8 protein-coding genes are annotated in these 16,290 nt (G+C 41.6%); 4 read left to right on the top strand and 4 right to left on the bottom strand.

What is annotated here, in order from left to right; all coding sequences use genetic code 11:
• Positions 1-36 precede the first annotated feature (36 nt).
• Positions 37-2,208, bottom strand: a complete 2,172-nt coding sequence (recQ, locus tag Q3A68_RS19385; RefSeq protein ID WP_302902785.1) for a DNA helicase RecQ — start codon at positions 2,206-2,208, stop codon at positions 37-39.
• Between the two features lie 115 nt (positions 2,209-2,323).
• Here recQ and Q3A68_RS19380 point away from each other — a divergent pair, with 115 nt between their 5' ends.
• A complete protein-coding gene (locus tag Q3A68_RS19380) occupies positions 2,324-4,822 on the top strand; it encodes a M14 family metallopeptidase (RefSeq protein WP_302902784.1) in 2,499 nt (832 codons plus the stop codon).
• Between the two features lie 101 nt (positions 4,823-4,923).
• Here the strand turns inward: Q3A68_RS19380 and Q3A68_RS19375 are convergent, their stop codons facing one another.
• The 3 genes from Q3A68_RS19375 to Q3A68_RS19365 all read right to left on the bottom strand — a co-directional run bounded on the left by Q3A68_RS19375 (position 4,924) and on the right by Q3A68_RS19365 (position 9,999).
• Entirely contained in the window at positions 4,924-7,380 is a 2,457-nt protein-coding gene (locus Q3A68_RS19375) for an outer membrane beta-barrel family protein (protein WP_302902783.1), read from the bottom strand.
• 599 nt (positions 7,381-7,979) lie between these two features.
• Entirely contained in the window at positions 7,980-9,641 is a 1,662-nt protein-coding gene (locus Q3A68_RS19370; RefSeq protein ID WP_302902782.1) for a PspC domain-containing protein, read from the bottom strand.
• A gap of 19 nt (positions 9,642-9,660) precedes the next feature.
• On the bottom strand, positions 9,661-9,999 hold the full coding sequence (locus Q3A68_RS19365; protein WP_302902781.1) for a PadR family transcriptional regulator: 339 nt from the start codon (positions 9,997-9,999) through the stop codon (positions 9,661-9,663).
• A gap of 184 nt (positions 10,000-10,183) precedes the next feature.
• On the opposite strand from Q3A68_RS19365, the gene Q3A68_RS19360 reads away from it, so the two are divergent.
• From Q3A68_RS19360 to Q3A68_RS19350, 3 genes are all read left to right on the top strand, one after another.
• Positions 10,184-13,453 carry a SusC/RagA family TonB-linked outer membrane protein gene (locus Q3A68_RS19360; RefSeq protein WP_302902780.1) on the top strand — a complete coding sequence of 1,090 codons (3,270 nt, stop codon included), beginning with the start codon at positions 10,184-10,186 and terminating at the stop codon, positions 13,451-13,453.
• Positions 13,454-13,497: 44 nt separating this feature from the next.
• Positions 13,498-14,970 carry a SusD/RagB family nutrient-binding outer membrane lipoprotein gene (locus Q3A68_RS19355; RefSeq protein WP_302902779.1) on the top strand — a complete coding sequence of 491 codons (1,473 nt, stop codon included), beginning with the start codon at positions 13,498-13,500 and terminating at the stop codon, positions 14,968-14,970.
• 115 nt (positions 14,971-15,085) lie between these two features.
• Positions 15,086-15,946: a BT_3044 domain-containing protein gene (locus Q3A68_RS19350; protein ID WP_302902778.1), complete on the top strand. Its 861-nt coding sequence runs from the start codon at positions 15,086-15,088 to the stop codon at positions 15,944-15,946.
• Positions 15,947-16,290: the final 344 nt, after the last annotated feature.

Raw genomic sequence — 16,290 nt, 5'->3', positions numbered from 1 at the left:
GCAGACACTTCGAGTACCTCAGTGTGACACCTCTTTTTAATTAATATTCCTGTTCATCCAACCAATAACAGCCCTAATTTCGCCATAACTGTAATTATCACCTAATACTTCTTTTAAAGGGGACAATCTCTCATAGCCATAACTTTCAATGGCATCTTTTATGACCGGTATTTTTTCCTCTTTCACGAATTCCAGCACATCGATCTCACCCATCTGAACAAAATAACTCAAATGCCCCTCAATTGTTGTTGCCGCAAGCCCGCGCTCTGCTGCTATCTCAGAAACGGTTTTACCCGAGCGGTACAAATTAAACGTTTCTATTTTGGTATCGGAAGAACGAAGTTTACCATTTGGGCTTTCCCGTTGAACTTTTCGCTCGCGTCTGATGGATTTTTGTTTAATCCGAGATGATAAACCGTGTTTAATACAGTAATTTTTAATCGGAGTCAGAAATTCACGTCCATATCGTGCCAGTTTTATTTCGCCAAATCCGGATACCAGTCGTAATTCGTCAAGCGTTTGCGGCAGATAAGTGGCCATCTCCATCAAAGCAGCATCCGAAAGAATAATATATGCCGGAACATTTTGATTGATAGCGATATCTCTGCGGGTCAATCTTAATTCACTTAACAAACCAGCCTCGTAAGGAATAGCTTCCTGCTGCCTTTCTTCCGTGGTTTGGGAAGCTATTAATTCTACTTTCTCTTGTCCTTTTAGTACAGAGTTGCTCTTGCCGGTAAGCTTTAATACTGGGTAAGCGTCATCAGTAGTAGATAGATAACCAAGTGTTACCAGTTCACGCAGATACCGGTGCCATTCAGGTTTGCTGATATCGGCGCCAATGCCATAGGTTTTTAACTGCTTGTGCTCATCCCTTATTTTTTCGCTCCTGGAGCCGCGCAGGAAATCGATCACATAGTTGCTGCCAAAGCGTTCATTTAAACGGAAAACGGCTGATAATGCCTTTTGAGCAATAAGGGTCGCATCAAATTTATCAAACTCACTCAGGCAAATATCGCAGGAGCCGCAATTATCGGAGAAGTCTTCATCAAAATAGCGCATCAGGTATAGCCTGCGGCATGTTTGCAACTGGCAATATTTTACCATGTCGTCCAGCTTTTTTAGCATAATCGCGCTTTGGTCCTCATTCCCTTCTATCCGGGCAAAACGCTGTAACTTATTGGCATCGGCATAAGAATACAATAACAAGGCATCCGATGGCAGCCCATCACGCCCTGCCCTGCCGGTTTCCTGGTAGTAGCCTTCAATATTTTTTGGCAGATCTACATGTACAACATAACGGACGTTTGATTTATTGATACCCATCCCGAATGCTATGGTGGCAACAATGATCTTCACATCATCACGCAAAAAAGCTTCCTGGTTGCGTGCTTTAGTCGCATTGTCCATACCGGCATGATAGGCTTCAGCCAAAAAACCTTCGCTTTTCAGGTCGCCGGCTAATTCTTCTGTCGATTTGCGTGACAAACAATAGATAATACCCGAATCTTCTTTTCTTGCATCCAGGAAGGCCAGCAACTGGTTAAAGCTGTTCTTTTTTGGTAAAACCCGGTAAGTAATATTTGCCCGGTTAAATGACGAGACAAACTCAGCGGGATTTCGCAGATCTAATTTTTCAAGAATATCTTTGCGCGTCAAATTATCAGCCGTTGCGGTGAGTGCAATGACCGGAATTTTTGGGAATTCCCTTTTTAATCCGGCCAGCATCAAATATTCAGGCCTGAAATCGTGCCCCCATTGTGAAATACAATGTGCTTCATCAATAGCGATCAAACAAACAGGCAACGACTTTAAAAAAGCGATCAGGTTACTGCCCTGCCCAAACAGGCGCTCAGGGGCCAGGTAAAGCAGCTTTATCTTGTTCTTTTTAAGCTGATCTGTTATGTGTTGCTGCTCATCGGGCGATTGGGTAGAATTTAAAAATGCGGCAGGTATTCCGTTTACATTCAGGCTGTCTACCTGGTCCTTCATTAAAGCAATTAGCGGCGATATGACAATTGTCAAACCATCCATCAGCATGGCCGGTAATTGGTAGCATAGGGATTTCCCTCCGCCGGTGGGCATCAGGGTTAAAACATCTTGCCCGTTTAAGATGTGTTGAATGATTGCTTCCTGCTGATGCCGGAACTCACTATATCCAAAATATTTTTGCAGGGCCTGTATAGGGGTCATAACTGTGGTATGCATGCAAAGGTGCAGATTTAATGTGAAAAGGTTAGGTTAATGGATGCTAATATAATTAGCAAAATTGAAATAGCAAATAATTATTCGATTTTTTATTTTTAGCTTAGTCTTTCTCAATATGCTAAAAAAAATCTCTTTATCACTGTTTTGTCTGGGCTTTGCCTGTATGGCTTTTGCACAGGAGCTACAATCTCCATCCGAATTTTTGGGGTATAAATTGGGGTCTCAGTTCACGCCTCATTTCCGTATCGCAGAATATTTTAAATATGTGGCCTCGGTTTCCAAAAATGTGAAACTACAACAATATGGCAGCACCAACGAAGGCCGCCCTTTGATGGCGATGTTCATAGCATCAGATGAAAATATTGCCCGGCTTGAAGAGATCCGTCAGTATAATTTATCACTTGCCGGGTTAAGCAGCAATAATACTTCTTTAAGCAACGCACCGGTTATTGTGTGGCTGAGTTATAACGTACATGGTAATGAGCCAAGCTCGAGCGAAGCCGCTATGCAGGCGCTTTATGAATTGGCTAATCCTACCAATAAACGTACGCAACCCTGGTTTAAAAATACGGTGGTGGTGATCGACCCCTGCTTAAATCCAGATGGGCGGGAGCGGTACATTAATTACTATAATTCGGTAAAAGGTGTTACACCGAATGCCGACCCTACTTCGCGTGAACATTCAGAGCCTTGGCCAGGCGGACGGGTAAACCATTATTATTTCGACCTGAATCGCGACTGGGCTTGGCAAACTCAGAAGGAAACCAAAGCCCGGTTGGCGCTTTTTAACGAATGGCTGCCACAGGTGCATGTGGATTTTCACGAACAGGGTTATAATGCCCCTTACTATTTCGCACCTGCTGCAGAGCCTTTTCATAAAGACATTACTTCCTGGCAAAAGGAGTTTCAGACTATCATCGGGAAGAACAATGCCAAGTATTTTGATCAGAATGGCTGGATGTATTTTACTAAAGAGGAATTCGACTTGCTTTACCCTTCGTATGGCGATACCTATCCGATCTATAATGGTTCAATCGGCATGACCTATGAGCAAGGGGGGATCGGAGCAGGATTGGCTATAGCAACAAGAAGCGGCGATACACTGACTTTAGCAGATCGTATCACACATCATCTTTCGAACAGCCTGAGCACTGTCGAGACTGTTTCTGCAAATGCATCACGTGCATTAACTGAGTTCAAAAAATACTATGACAGTAACCGTGCGAATCCGCCGGGTGAGTATAAAACTTATATTATCAAAAACGACAATCCAGATAACCTGGCTATGTTAGCCGAACTGCTGCATAATAATGGTATTAAAGTCGGTCATACGAATAAGCACTCAGCGGTAGGATTTGACTATGTTACCGGCAAGATGGAACAGTTGTCAATCGAGCCGCACGATCTGGTGGTCAATGCTTATCAGCCTAAATCCGTATTATTAAATGTATTGCTTGAACCCAGGACTTTCCTGGCAGACTCTAATACTTATGATATTACCGCCTGGTCGCTGCCATATGCTTATGGCCTTAGGGCTTATGGCTTGAGAGAGTCAATTAAGCCGGAAGAAACGAAATCAATAGAGACTACTAGCCCGGGTGTAACTAAAGGAGAGGCTTATGCTTATGTTGTTCCATGGCGGTCTGTTTTTGAGGTGAAGTTTTTGGCTGAGCTTTATAAAAAAAATATAAAGGTACGTTGCTCACAAGCGCCATTTGAATCAGCAGGACAAAAATTTGCAGCCGGCTCATTAATCATTACCCGCGCAGGTAATAACGCCGGCGATTTTGACGAAAAGGTCATTGCATCCGCAAAAGATTGCCATGTAACATTGTCCGTATTAAAATCAGGTTTTGTAGATAAGGGTGCTGATTTGGGTTCGAGCGCGATCAAATCATTGCACCAACCAAAGGTGTTACTGATATCGGGGGAAGGAAGCTCGTCAGAAGCAATGGGTGAGATCTGGCATTTTTTTGATCAGGAGATCAACTACCCGCTTACCATTGTCAAATACCACGACCTGAGCCGCGAACGCATTAATGATTTTGATGTGATTATATTTCCTGACGGATCTTATGATGATCTGCCCGTTGAAAGACTACAAAGCTGGGTTCATGATGGCGGCAAACTCATTGCCATGGAAAATACCGTTTCAATGCTTGCTGACAAAAAGGGTTTTTCGATAAAGAGCATGACCGACAAACATGATACCAGTTCGAAAAGCAAGGAAAACCTTATAAAAGTTTATGCCGACAGAGATCATGACGCGATACGTTCAAGTGTGCCGGGAGCTATTTATAAAGTTGATATGGATAATACCCATCCGCTTGGTTTTGGCTTGCAGAAATATTACTTCACCCTGAAACTGAATGATGTAATATATAACTACCTGGGTGACGATGGCTGGAATGTGGGCACCATCAAAAAGAACGGTTATGTGGAAGGCTTTGTCGGCCAGAAGGCCAAAGAGAAATTAAAGGGTGGATTGTTATTCGGTGTCCAATCGATTGGCCGCGGTTCAGTAGTTTACCTGGTAGATGACCCCATTTTCCGCAGCTTCTGGCAAAATGGCAAACTATTATTCGGCAATGCCGTATTTATGGTAGGGCAGTAGGCGGCTTGAAATGGGCGGTTTGCAGTGTACTGCTATTAGTTGGCAGTTTGCAGTCGGTTGTATTTAGAAAAGGTGCCGACTGCAAACTGAAAACTGCCAACTTAATTGTTCCCCTTCACTCTTCCGTTAAGATCATCTGCACCGCTCTGGTGTTCGCGGGCTCTTATTTTGGTACTTCCAAAGTTGTAAGTAAATGTCAACCGTGTTATTCTTGATTCGCGTTTCTGGCGGATATCAAAATCAACCGATCCATAATTACTGGTTACATCATTACGGCGAGTATTAAAGATATCGCTCATCGAAAGCTTAATATTGGCTTTCTTGTTGGCAAAAGAGTGGCTCAGCCCGGCATCAACAGAATATTGGGGCTTTACATAGAATAGGCCATAAGTCAAGGCCGACTGATAATTGCCCGTAACTTCCAATTTGTATCCGGCTAATGGTTTAAATGTTTCTGTTGCCCTTATCTGGTAAGCGGTTTGGCCCCTGTCAAGATTGCTTCCTTGGAGGTTGTTTGATTTAAAGCCGAGGTAAAAAGCTGTTGCATTCAGGTTGCCGTCCCACCATTTGGTGATTGTATAAGGCGCATACAGATTGGCATTATAACTGTTTTGCACTTGCAGGTTTTGCTGGGTTACGTAGGCAACCTTTGTTGCGGGATCAGTCCCTGGTACCTCGGTTATCACATCCGTAGTACGGCTGTAGCCTAATGTTAAAGTGATACTCTTATTATAGGTATAGTTGAACTCGAAGTTGTTTGTATACTGTGGCCTCAGATATGGATTACCTTTCTGATAAGTATACGGATCGAGGTGATACACAAATGGATTCAGGTTATCGTATTGCGGACGGTCGATACGCCGGCTGTAGGATAAGCTGAATTCGTTTTTATCATTAATGGTGTGATTGATAAATACACTTGGGAAGAAATTCAAATAACTTCTTGGTATACGTTGCACATTGTTCATTGAATCGCCTACCGCGTTCGATTGTGTGTATTCAGCACGTAAACCAGCTTGTATAGAGGTGTTTTTAAATTGCTTATTTAAATTGAGGTATCCTGCAGTTATTTTCTCATCATATACAAAGTGGTTAACACTGGTATCAGGAGCACCGTCAACAGTAGTTTGCTTCAAATTATTATCGGTTTTTACATCACTGTATTTAAAACCTGTTTCCAGCTTTACTGATTTAGTCAAAGGCTTTGCATAATCCACTTTGGCAGTATGGATGTCGATATTTGATGGTGTCAGGTTACCTAAAAAGGCCTTGTCAGGCTTTAGGGTGCCATCTGCAAAATAAAAAACAGTTCTATATTGTGCATCCGAATTATTTCTAAACTTTGAATAATCCAGGTCGACGCTTATTTGCTGCCCCGCTGTATCTATTTTATAGGTATCGTTCAGGTTAACGGCGAAGTTATTATAGGTTTGATGAATGCCCGAAACGGTACGCAATGATGAATCGGCCTGGGCTGTATTATAGTTCTTTCCAATGTAAGTACGGTTGTCGTTACTGTCGTCCTCGTTATTAAAATAACCGCTGAGTACAAACCCAATTGTATTTTTAGAAGACAGATCATAATCAGCTCCAAAACGGTAGCTGTTGTTGTGGTTGTTGGTAGCGAGCGGGCTGAACTGGTTAAAATAGGTTCGACTTCCGTCGGTACCAGTAATAATACGTTTGATATCGATATTTTGTATACGCTTGTTATCGTTGTGACTAAACGTGCCAAATACGTTCAGGTTGCCTTCTTTATGATTCAATTGCAAAGTTTCATTATCCTTCCATGAAGCGCCATAACCGGCTCCAAGGGTAAGACTTCCGTTTGTCCCTGTCTGCTTATTCTTTTTTAGCTTGATATTGATGATACCCGAGTTGCCTGCCGCGTCATATTTAGCGGAAGGGTTGGTAATAATTTCTATTGACTCAATAGTATTACCATCGGTAGAACGTAAAAGAGTAGCTAATTGCGCTGCTGTCAAATAGGTCAGCTTATCGTTGAGCATTACGGTTACACCCTGTTTGCCTTTTAAACTGATGTTATCGTCCTTATCAACGCTAACTCCAGGAGCTCTTTCAAGAATGTCCATTGCCGAGTTGCCTGCCGCAAGCGGGCTGTTTGCAACATTTACTACGGTACGATCTATTTTTCGTTCCACTAGCGGTTTTGCAGCGGTTACATTCACCGTATTCAAATTATGTGCATTAGGCTGCATTTTCAATTCAGGTACAGTAACCGATCCGTTATCGGCTACCGTGACAGGCGGGCTAACTGCTTTCTGATATCCAACCGTAGTGGCTTTAATAACGTAGCGGCCTTGTTTGATATGGTCGAAAGAATATACGCCCTGTTCATTGCTGATAGCGCCCTTTACTATGGTGGAGTCCTTTGCATTTAATAAGCTGGCAGTAGCAAACATCATTGGTTTTCCTTGCTCGTCGAGCAAGGAGCCGCTAACATTTGCCGATGGCCCGGAAGATTGCGCCAATGCAGCTCCTGTTGCTACCATAAGAAGCAGTAGCGTAAGATATATTTTATGGGTAAACGTTTTCATAATGTTGTGTTTTGTAAAAATTCGGGCAAAAAGTTTCCAGTAGAGGGCTGCCCCTCTTTTTAAAAGGTTAATAAGTTTTGTTTTAACTTGCCGGTTATCTAACCGAAATTTTGGGTAGGTAACTGGGTATTAATAGTTCATTTGCATAGATGGTATATTGTTTTGTAGTTCTAAATATCAGGCAATACCTACACCGTTTAAGAGTACTCTTCTTTTTTTGAAAATCATCAAAAATGGGGTTTAGCTGGTAGTAGCCTGTGTTTGTTATTTTTATATTAAGATGCAATAACCCCTGTGAAGGTTACAGGCGATTTTGAGGTTTTCGGCGAAAAGTGATATTCGCATAGGTGAATAGCACGTTTTTGTCGGTGAATGTTATTTTAAATTTTTTAGGGCGGGCGCTATATTAGATATTACGTCTTTAAAAAAGGAGAAGCCACCTTCGTCAGTTTTACAGTCAGGACCTTTTATTGACTGTATTTTTTCCCGACAGGTTCGCCCATTGTTCTTGATACCTATATTATTATAGGTATGCTTGTCGTATAATGGCAACATAAGCCCGCATATCAACAGCAGGCTTATGTATCTGTTTACCGGTTTCATTTTTTTAGCTTTTTAGCACTATCGCTCAAAAGATGTTTATTTAAAACTGTATCTGTTACCATGGTATCGACTTTGCACTGTAATCCATTGTCAGTCATAATAAAGATAGCGTCGCTCAGTTTATTGCCATCACGCTTGTTTAGTTCATTGCAGTCATAAACTCTGATGTCAGAAATTCTGTCCAGCTCGCGCTCAATAATGATCTTGGCGTTCATTGGAAGCTTTAAGGTAAGATAGACCTCCTCGTCATGCCACAGCTCATCATTTTTTGGATAAAACCGCTCATCAAACTTTAATAAACTATCCTGCTGAGTGTAGATATATTTGATATTGCGTGAGTTAGTTAAAGCATCGTCATAGCTTTTACCCCTGGCATGATAGGATTCGATTAATACCGGCTGATCGACATCGCTTTTTTCAATCGATAGTCTAACCCGCTGACGATAATGATCAAAGTCGTTGTCTTCGTCATCAGTTATCTTCATATTGGGCGCCAGATTTTTGATGTTTAACCGGGCACTATCCTCGGCGGTAAAATATTTAAGATCGTTTAGCTTCAGATAATAGGTGTTGTTTTTTGCGGCTTTCAGATTAATAGTTTCGCTGTAGCTGGCGGACGAACTAAAGTCGGCAGCTATCCGGGTTACATCATACACAAAAACGGCTATTGCAAACAACCAGATAACCAATATAGTTGTACCTGCCGATCTGCTTATTGAACCTGTATTGAATATACCTTTTAATGTCAGTAGTATAATACTTACCAGCGGCACTGTAATAACTATAAATCCTGCTGTATAAATGTATTCGGGGTGGTGGTGTCTTAATAAGCCATAAGGCATATCATGAAATGGGGCAAACTGACCAAAGCCAAGTAACGCTACAAAAGCTACTATAAAAAATATCAATCCAGCGAAGCAGGATAGCAGGATAAATAATCCGATCAGTTTCAACAAGATTTTGCCTGCGCCATTAAAGAAGGTACCCAGGTGATAAAAGAAGTCGCCTATAAAATCACGTGTTTTGTAAACAAATGGCTTGGCTTCGTGCTTCAAGTTTGAAAAATTATCGCGCATCGAACCCATTTCCTCTTCAAAGTTTTTCTTGAAACCCTGCAGGTTGAGCTTTTCACCCTTCATTACCATCCTGTCTGCACGGGTAACTGCTTTAGGGATTACTATCCATAATATGATATATAGTATAATGCCTGTGCCACCAGCCAGTACGATCAGTGCAAAAGCCAAACGGATCCAAACTACATCCATATCAAAGTAATTAGCTATGCCTGAACAGACGCCTGCTATGAGATGATCATCCTGGTCGCGGAATAGGCGGCGCGTAGCTCCAGTATGATAATAAGCATTGGTAAATGAGGCTTTAGTATCCTCTTCGGCATGTTCAAAATCTTCAACGGTGCCCATTTGCTCTATTACCGATTTTACATCCTGCTCTATTATAACCTGTTTATGTTCGTTAGCGAGTAATTCATTAAACATCTCGGCTATGCGGTTTTCTATATCGGTGGTGATTTCCAGACTATCGTCCGAATTCATAAAATGACGTTTTACATCCGTCATATAATTCTTTAATACTTCGTATGCATCTTCTTCTATATGAAAAACGATGCCATTTATATTGATGATAATTGTTTTGTTCATGATCTTGGTTTTTTGCTAGTTATTTTACTTTCCTATCTCCGATAGATATTTGTACCGCGTAAGCCAGTTCCTGCCAGGTTTTGTCGAGTTGCTCTAATACTTTCCTGCCCTCGTCTGATAAGACATAGTATTTTCGTGGCGGTCCGGAGGTTGACTCAACCCAGTTGTAACTGAGGAGTCCATTATTTTTTAAACGAGTCAGGAGAGGATATAATGTCCCCTCAACTACGAGCAACTGGGCCTTTTTTAGTTCGGCAATTATATCCGAGGCATATATTTCGCCCTTTGCTATCGTGGAAAGAATGCAATATTCCAAAACACCCTTCCTCATCTGGGTCTGTGTATTTTCAACAATCATACAACAAAGATATATGTTTTAAATTGTATTATGCAATACATAGTACTAAAATTATTAAAAATTGTGACAAAAAGTCGCTTTTTTAAAAAATTTTCAGCTTTTTGAAATAAATTATTTGACTTTTTAATAATCTAATACTACTTTTAGCTTTAATTAACTATTAACTGATCTTATTATTAACGAAATGAAAAAACTTCTACTAGTAAGTTTGTGCTTTCTGATGTTATGCGTAACGCAGGTTTTTGCACAAAACCGTACGATTACTGGTACGGTTACGGCCAAAGAGGATGGCCTACCCATTCCGGGAGCTACAGTAAAAATCAAAGGCTCAAATGAAGGTACCCAAACCAACGCCGCTGGTAAATTTACCTTAAGCGTGCCAAACGGAGCGTCCCTTGTGATATCCTTTGTTGGTACAGCACCGCAAACAGTTGTTGTTGGCGACAAGACCACAATCAACGTAGCACTGGCTCAAAGCCGTGCGCAATTGAGCGAGGTGGTTGTTAGTGCTTACGGCATTAAGCAAAGTGCCCGTTCAAACTCCAGTGCGGCACAGATAGTTACATCAAATGAGCTGAACACCGTTCGCGAACCAGACATTAACAATGCGTTGGCAGGTAAAGTTGCAGGTATGCAAGTGCGCAGTCAATCTGCTGCGGCACTGGGCCGGAATACTGAAGTAAGGCTTCGTGGCGCTTCGGGCCTGGGAACAGGTAACGGTGCAATTTATGTTGTTGATGGTACTATCCTTCCAAATTCCAGCGACCTCAACCTTGACGACATTGAAACCATTACAGTGTTAAAAGGTGCTGCGGCTGCAGCTTTATTTGGATCACAGGGTGCTTATGGTGCTATCGTTATTACAACCAAAAAGGCTAAAAAGAACGCTGGTCTCGGTATCGACCTGAATTTAGGTGCAACATTTGACAATGTATATTTATTGCCAAATTATCAAAACACCTATGGCGGTGGTAATGACCCTAACCTGGAGCAGTACAACTGGAAAGCAGGTGACCCTGATGCATGGAAAGCTTTGAGCGGAAAATATTATCCGGATTATTCGGACGATAGCAGCTGGGGACCAAAAATGGTTGGCCAGGAGTATATTCCATGGTATGCATGGTATCCGGGAAGTAAATACTCTTACAAAACTGCCAAGTTTGTACCGCAACCTAATAATGCAAGGGATTATTTTAACACCGGTGTTACTTTAAATAATACCATTGCTTTCAATAAAGCCGGTGATGATTATAACTTCAGAATGGGTTATGGCAACGAATATATAAAAGGCTTAATCCCTGATCAGGATCTTAGGAAAAACACTTTAAACCTGAATTATAGCTATGATCTGAACAAACATTTAACACTTTCTGCAGATATTAACTATATTAATCAGAAACAACACGGAACAGTTCAGGATGGTTACGCCAACCAAACTACGGGTTCATTTAGCTCATGGTTCCACCGTGATCTGGATATGAACATCATGAGGGAGCTTAAAAATTTGCACTCTCCTGACGGAACTTTAGCAACCTGGAACCACCTTGACCCAGGGGTATATGATCCCAACAATCCGCAGCATTTTTATGGTGCTAACTATTGGTATAACTTCTTTTCTTACCAGGATAATATTATAGATTATAACAATCGTGACCGTTTGTACGGTAACATATCTTTGACCTATAAATTAAATAAGGATTTTAATATAAAGGCTACTTACCGTAAACAGCAATATACCAGCTTTACAGAGAATATCACAGCATATCCTCTGGAGCAGAGCGCTGTTCAAACCGGTGTTAAATCCAGTTACTATACGCAGAACACCTATTCAAACCGTGAAGACGTTGAGTTATTAGCCAGTTACAACAAAAAGATAAAAGACTTTACTATCGATGCGAATGTTGGTACAGACGTGTTTACCTGGACCTGGAAAGACAATTCGGTACAAACCAATAACGGTTTGACCATACCGAACCTTTATACAGTTAATAACTCGGTTGACCCTGTAACCTTAGTTAATAACAGGGTACATGAAGAGAGTAACACAGTTTATGGAACCGCATCATTTGGCTGGAAGGATGTATTATTCCTTAATGGAACAATACGTAACGACTGGTATTCAACGTTGCCTAGTTATCAGAACTCAGTTACATCAAAATCAATTGGTGGTTCATTCATCTTTAGCGAATTCCTGAAGAGCCAGAGCAGCTGGTTGAGCTATGGCAAATTGAGGGCGAGCTGGGGCCAAGTTCCTAGAGCGCTTGGTTTTACCAACGCCGGGTATGGCGATCCTAATGGCAATGATCCATTTGGCGCCTATAGGTTCCCGGGATCAGCTTACACCGTAAACGCCAACAAATTTAAAGGCAACCTGTTGATGACCTCGCCGGATCAGTATGTGGATCAATCACTTACAGGTTCAACTGTAACCTCAAGGGAATTGGGCATTGACCTTAGGTTCCTGAACGACAGGCTCGGAATTTCTGCAACTTATTTTGCTGATACTGAAAACAAGTTCCCGGCTACTCTAGGCGTTAACGGTGCCAGCGGATTTTCATCAATATTGACCAATTTTGGTCTGATTAAGAAGAACGGCCTCGAATTTAATTTGATGGCTCAGCCTTTCAGATCTACAAACTTCACTTGGACGTTTAATGCCACTTATTCGAACTTGCTGCAAGATAAGATCGTCGAGCTCAGCAACAAATATGGTGTATATAGGGTTACTTCGGCAAATAATACGCAGTTTTCAGGTGTAGTTACTCCCATCTTAGTTCAGCAAACTGGCAAGGAATGGGGCCAATTATATGGCAACGGTATTTTACGTAATGCTGCCGGTATTCCGATATTAGACAATAACGGATTTTATCAAAACAATCCTGATGTTTACTATGGTAGCGTGCTTCCGAAACATACAGGGGGTATTCAAAATACGTTTACTGTATTTAAGGACTTTTCCATTAACGTAAATATTGACTACCAATTTGGTGGTAAGACCTTCTCCCTGTCAGACATGTGGGGCACATACAGCGGTTTAACTGCCCGTACAGCTGTGCTGAATGATAAAGGAAACCCGGTACGTGATGATGTTTCTGCTGGTGGTGGTGTGCATGTGACAGGTGTTGATGCGACCGGAAAAGCAGTTAGCACTTATGTAGGTGCTTATGATTATTTCCATAATTTCGTTAATAATCAAACATTTGACCCATACATCGAAGACTTAACCTTCATCAAATTACGTGAAGTAGGTTTAGCTTACCGTATACCAGTTAATAAATTAGGAATTTCAAATTATATAAAGAGCGCATCGTTCCAAATACAGGCACGCGACCTCTGGTTGATCTATGCAAAAACCAAGGATTTTGATCCTTCACAGATCAGTGGTGTTCAGGGTGAACAAGGACAATTACCTGGAACAAGAGGTATAGGATTTAACCTTAAAATAGGTTTCTGATAGCGTCGACTTTAAATGTAATTTAAATTAAAAAAGATAAAAAAATGAAAAAGATATATATATGTGCAATTACAACTCTGCTTGTGTTAGGGCAAATGAGTTGTAGAAAGCCGAACGATTTTGGGAATACTAACCTGGACCCGGGAAATACTACCAAACCGATTGTTCCCGCACTGATAACTCAGGTTGAAGCAAACCTGGGCACCTACGTATCAACTAACAATTTATCGCAGTACGGTGGGGAATATGCGCAGTATTTTACAGAAACCCAATATCCGGGAATTTCAACCTATAGCTTGCCTCAGCTGTCCTTCACCGGCTACTATAGCGGCGATTTATTCGATTTGCAAAACGTCATCAATCTTAATCAGGACAAAAACTCGGTTGCGGTTGCCAAAATATTGCAGCAATTTATATTCTGGGAGATAACAGACGCCTGGGGTGATGTACCTTATAGCCAGGCCCTACAGGGATTGAAATCAATCACGCCGGTTTATGACAAACAGGAAGATATTTACAAAGGCATCCTTGCTACTTTGGCATCAGCATCGGCCTCAATGGATAACGGTCCGATACCCGGAGATATAATTTATAATGGTGATGTAGCCTCATGGAAGAAAGCAGCTAATTCATTATCAATGTTGGTAGCCATACAGTTATCTAAAAAAGTACCTGGTGCGAGCGACTATGCCGCGGCCGCTTTTAATGCAGCCTTAGCTGCAGGTGGTATCACAACTAACGCTGAAAATATGGCGATTAGTTATCCTGGCTCGGCTTTTAAAGATCCGTGGTGGAACTTATATAACGGAAGAACGGATTATGCAGAAAGTAAAGTGGTTACCGATCTGACCGCAGGCTTCAGTGATGGAAGGACCGTTCCGTTTGGTGGTGATTATACTGACCCGGGACAAGTTACCGGTGGTACGGTTACTTCAGCTATAGGTATCCCTCCGGGCCTAAGCCGTTCGGACGTTACCGCATTTACTACAGCCAACCCGAAATGGGCGCTTGTTATGCGTGCAGATAAGCGTACCGAAACAAGTACTGTCGTAATAATCAGCGCTGCCGAAGTATTTTTAGCAAGGGCTGAAGCTGCTGATATAGGCTGGACGAGCGAAACTTTTGCATCAACTTACAATGTAGGTATTGCATTGTCTTTTGATCAATGGGGATTGGCAGCACCGGCAGCGAGCTATTACACTCAGAACGGTGTGTTGCTTACAGCAGCTCCAGGTACCGGCGGAAACGAACAGCCTATAAGCATCCAAAGATACCTGGCTAGTTATCCTGACGGGCATATGGCATGGGATATATGGCGTAAAACGGGATATCCTACGCTTTCTCCGGCTCCAGGCGCTACAAACCCATCAGGTCAAATTGTGCGCAGGTTTACCTACGCAACATCTGAAAATCAAACTAATGGAGCTAATGTGAAAGCTGCTATTGCAAGAGAAACCGGGCCAGCGGCTGGTACAGACTCTCAGGATAACCGTGTTTGGTGGGATGTAACACCATAAGTAGATACTGATTAAATTAACATATTTGAAACTATCATATCCGTAGTTGGAAAACAAAGGATGAAAAGATAAAATTCATTGATGATACTTTCATTAACATTAAAAAATTACTCAAATGAAAAATAAAGTTTTAAAATATCTGTTGCTTAGCAGTTGCCTTATGGTGCTTTTCAGCGCTTGCCGCAAGGACGCTTTCAAGGGCACTCCAGCAACGGGCGTAGGGAAGACATTTGTATGGATTGGTGAGGCACCTTCATACAATCAGTATTTTTTGCCATTTAGTGATATAAAACCTGTTGCGATGTTTACGGTTAGGAGAGATGCAGCAAGCAGTGGTGATTTACAAAAGAGCGGAACCGCTACGCTAACAGCAATTTCTGTTGACGACTATAATGCTGCGAACGGAACCACCTATTCGTCTATTCCGAGTACCTTGGCAACGCAATCTTCGGATAAATCTGTAGTGGCAACAGCAACCGGTTTAACCATAAATTTCCAACCCGGAGATTTTGCAAAACAATTAGTTCTGAACGTTGACGGGACTCAATTTGATGCATCCAAGAAATACGCCGTAATTTATGCTTTAACAGGTGTCGGGGCAGGACTCACGAAAAAAGCCGGACCTGATACTATAGTATCGGTATTCGGAGTTAAAAATAAGTATGATGGTTCGTACCATGCAACTGGAGAAAGAATACACCCGGTTTTGGGAACGCTGCCGTTTGACTATAATGTAACCATGACTACCTCAGGAGCTACTTCAATTGATGGTCCTGCTTTGGCTGATTTGCAAGCTGACCTGAACTTAACTGTTAACGCGGATAACACTGTTACTTGTACCAGTACTTATCAAACATTATTTGTTCCAGCTGGAATGACAAATACATATGATCCGGCTACTGAGACATTTACACTACATGTTGCATATAACACCGGTGCGCCACGTATAATGAATATTACTTTGAAAAAGAATTGATAGTCTTACAATAAGTAAATATTAAAATGGTAATACAAGCCGCTTCAAGAAATTGAGGCGGCTTTTTTTGTCAGCACTCCTTCATTGATTATCAATATTTGTGCTGTTATCCCGGATTTGTCAAGGCTGACAGTGAGAATTATGATGCAATAGTACATTGAATCAAGTTTGATGAATATGCAATGAGCCCGATTGTATAGGCTGATGTTGTACGGTTAATAAGCAAAAGGGCCCTAATAAATGTTTATTAAAGCCCTTTTGCTATTAATGTCTCGTCCTAAGAAAAGTTGACTAAAATTCAGTCAACAAATGGAAACAGAGAAAATTAAATCAAAAAAGAGTGC

Source organism: Mucilaginibacter tolerans, assembly GCF_030519375.1.
Taxonomy (GTDB): domain Bacteria; phylum Bacteroidota; class Bacteroidia; order Sphingobacteriales; family Sphingobacteriaceae; genus Mucilaginibacter.
Note: the sequence above shows the minus strand (reverse complement) of the source record. Positions and strands in the feature narration are given on the sequence as shown.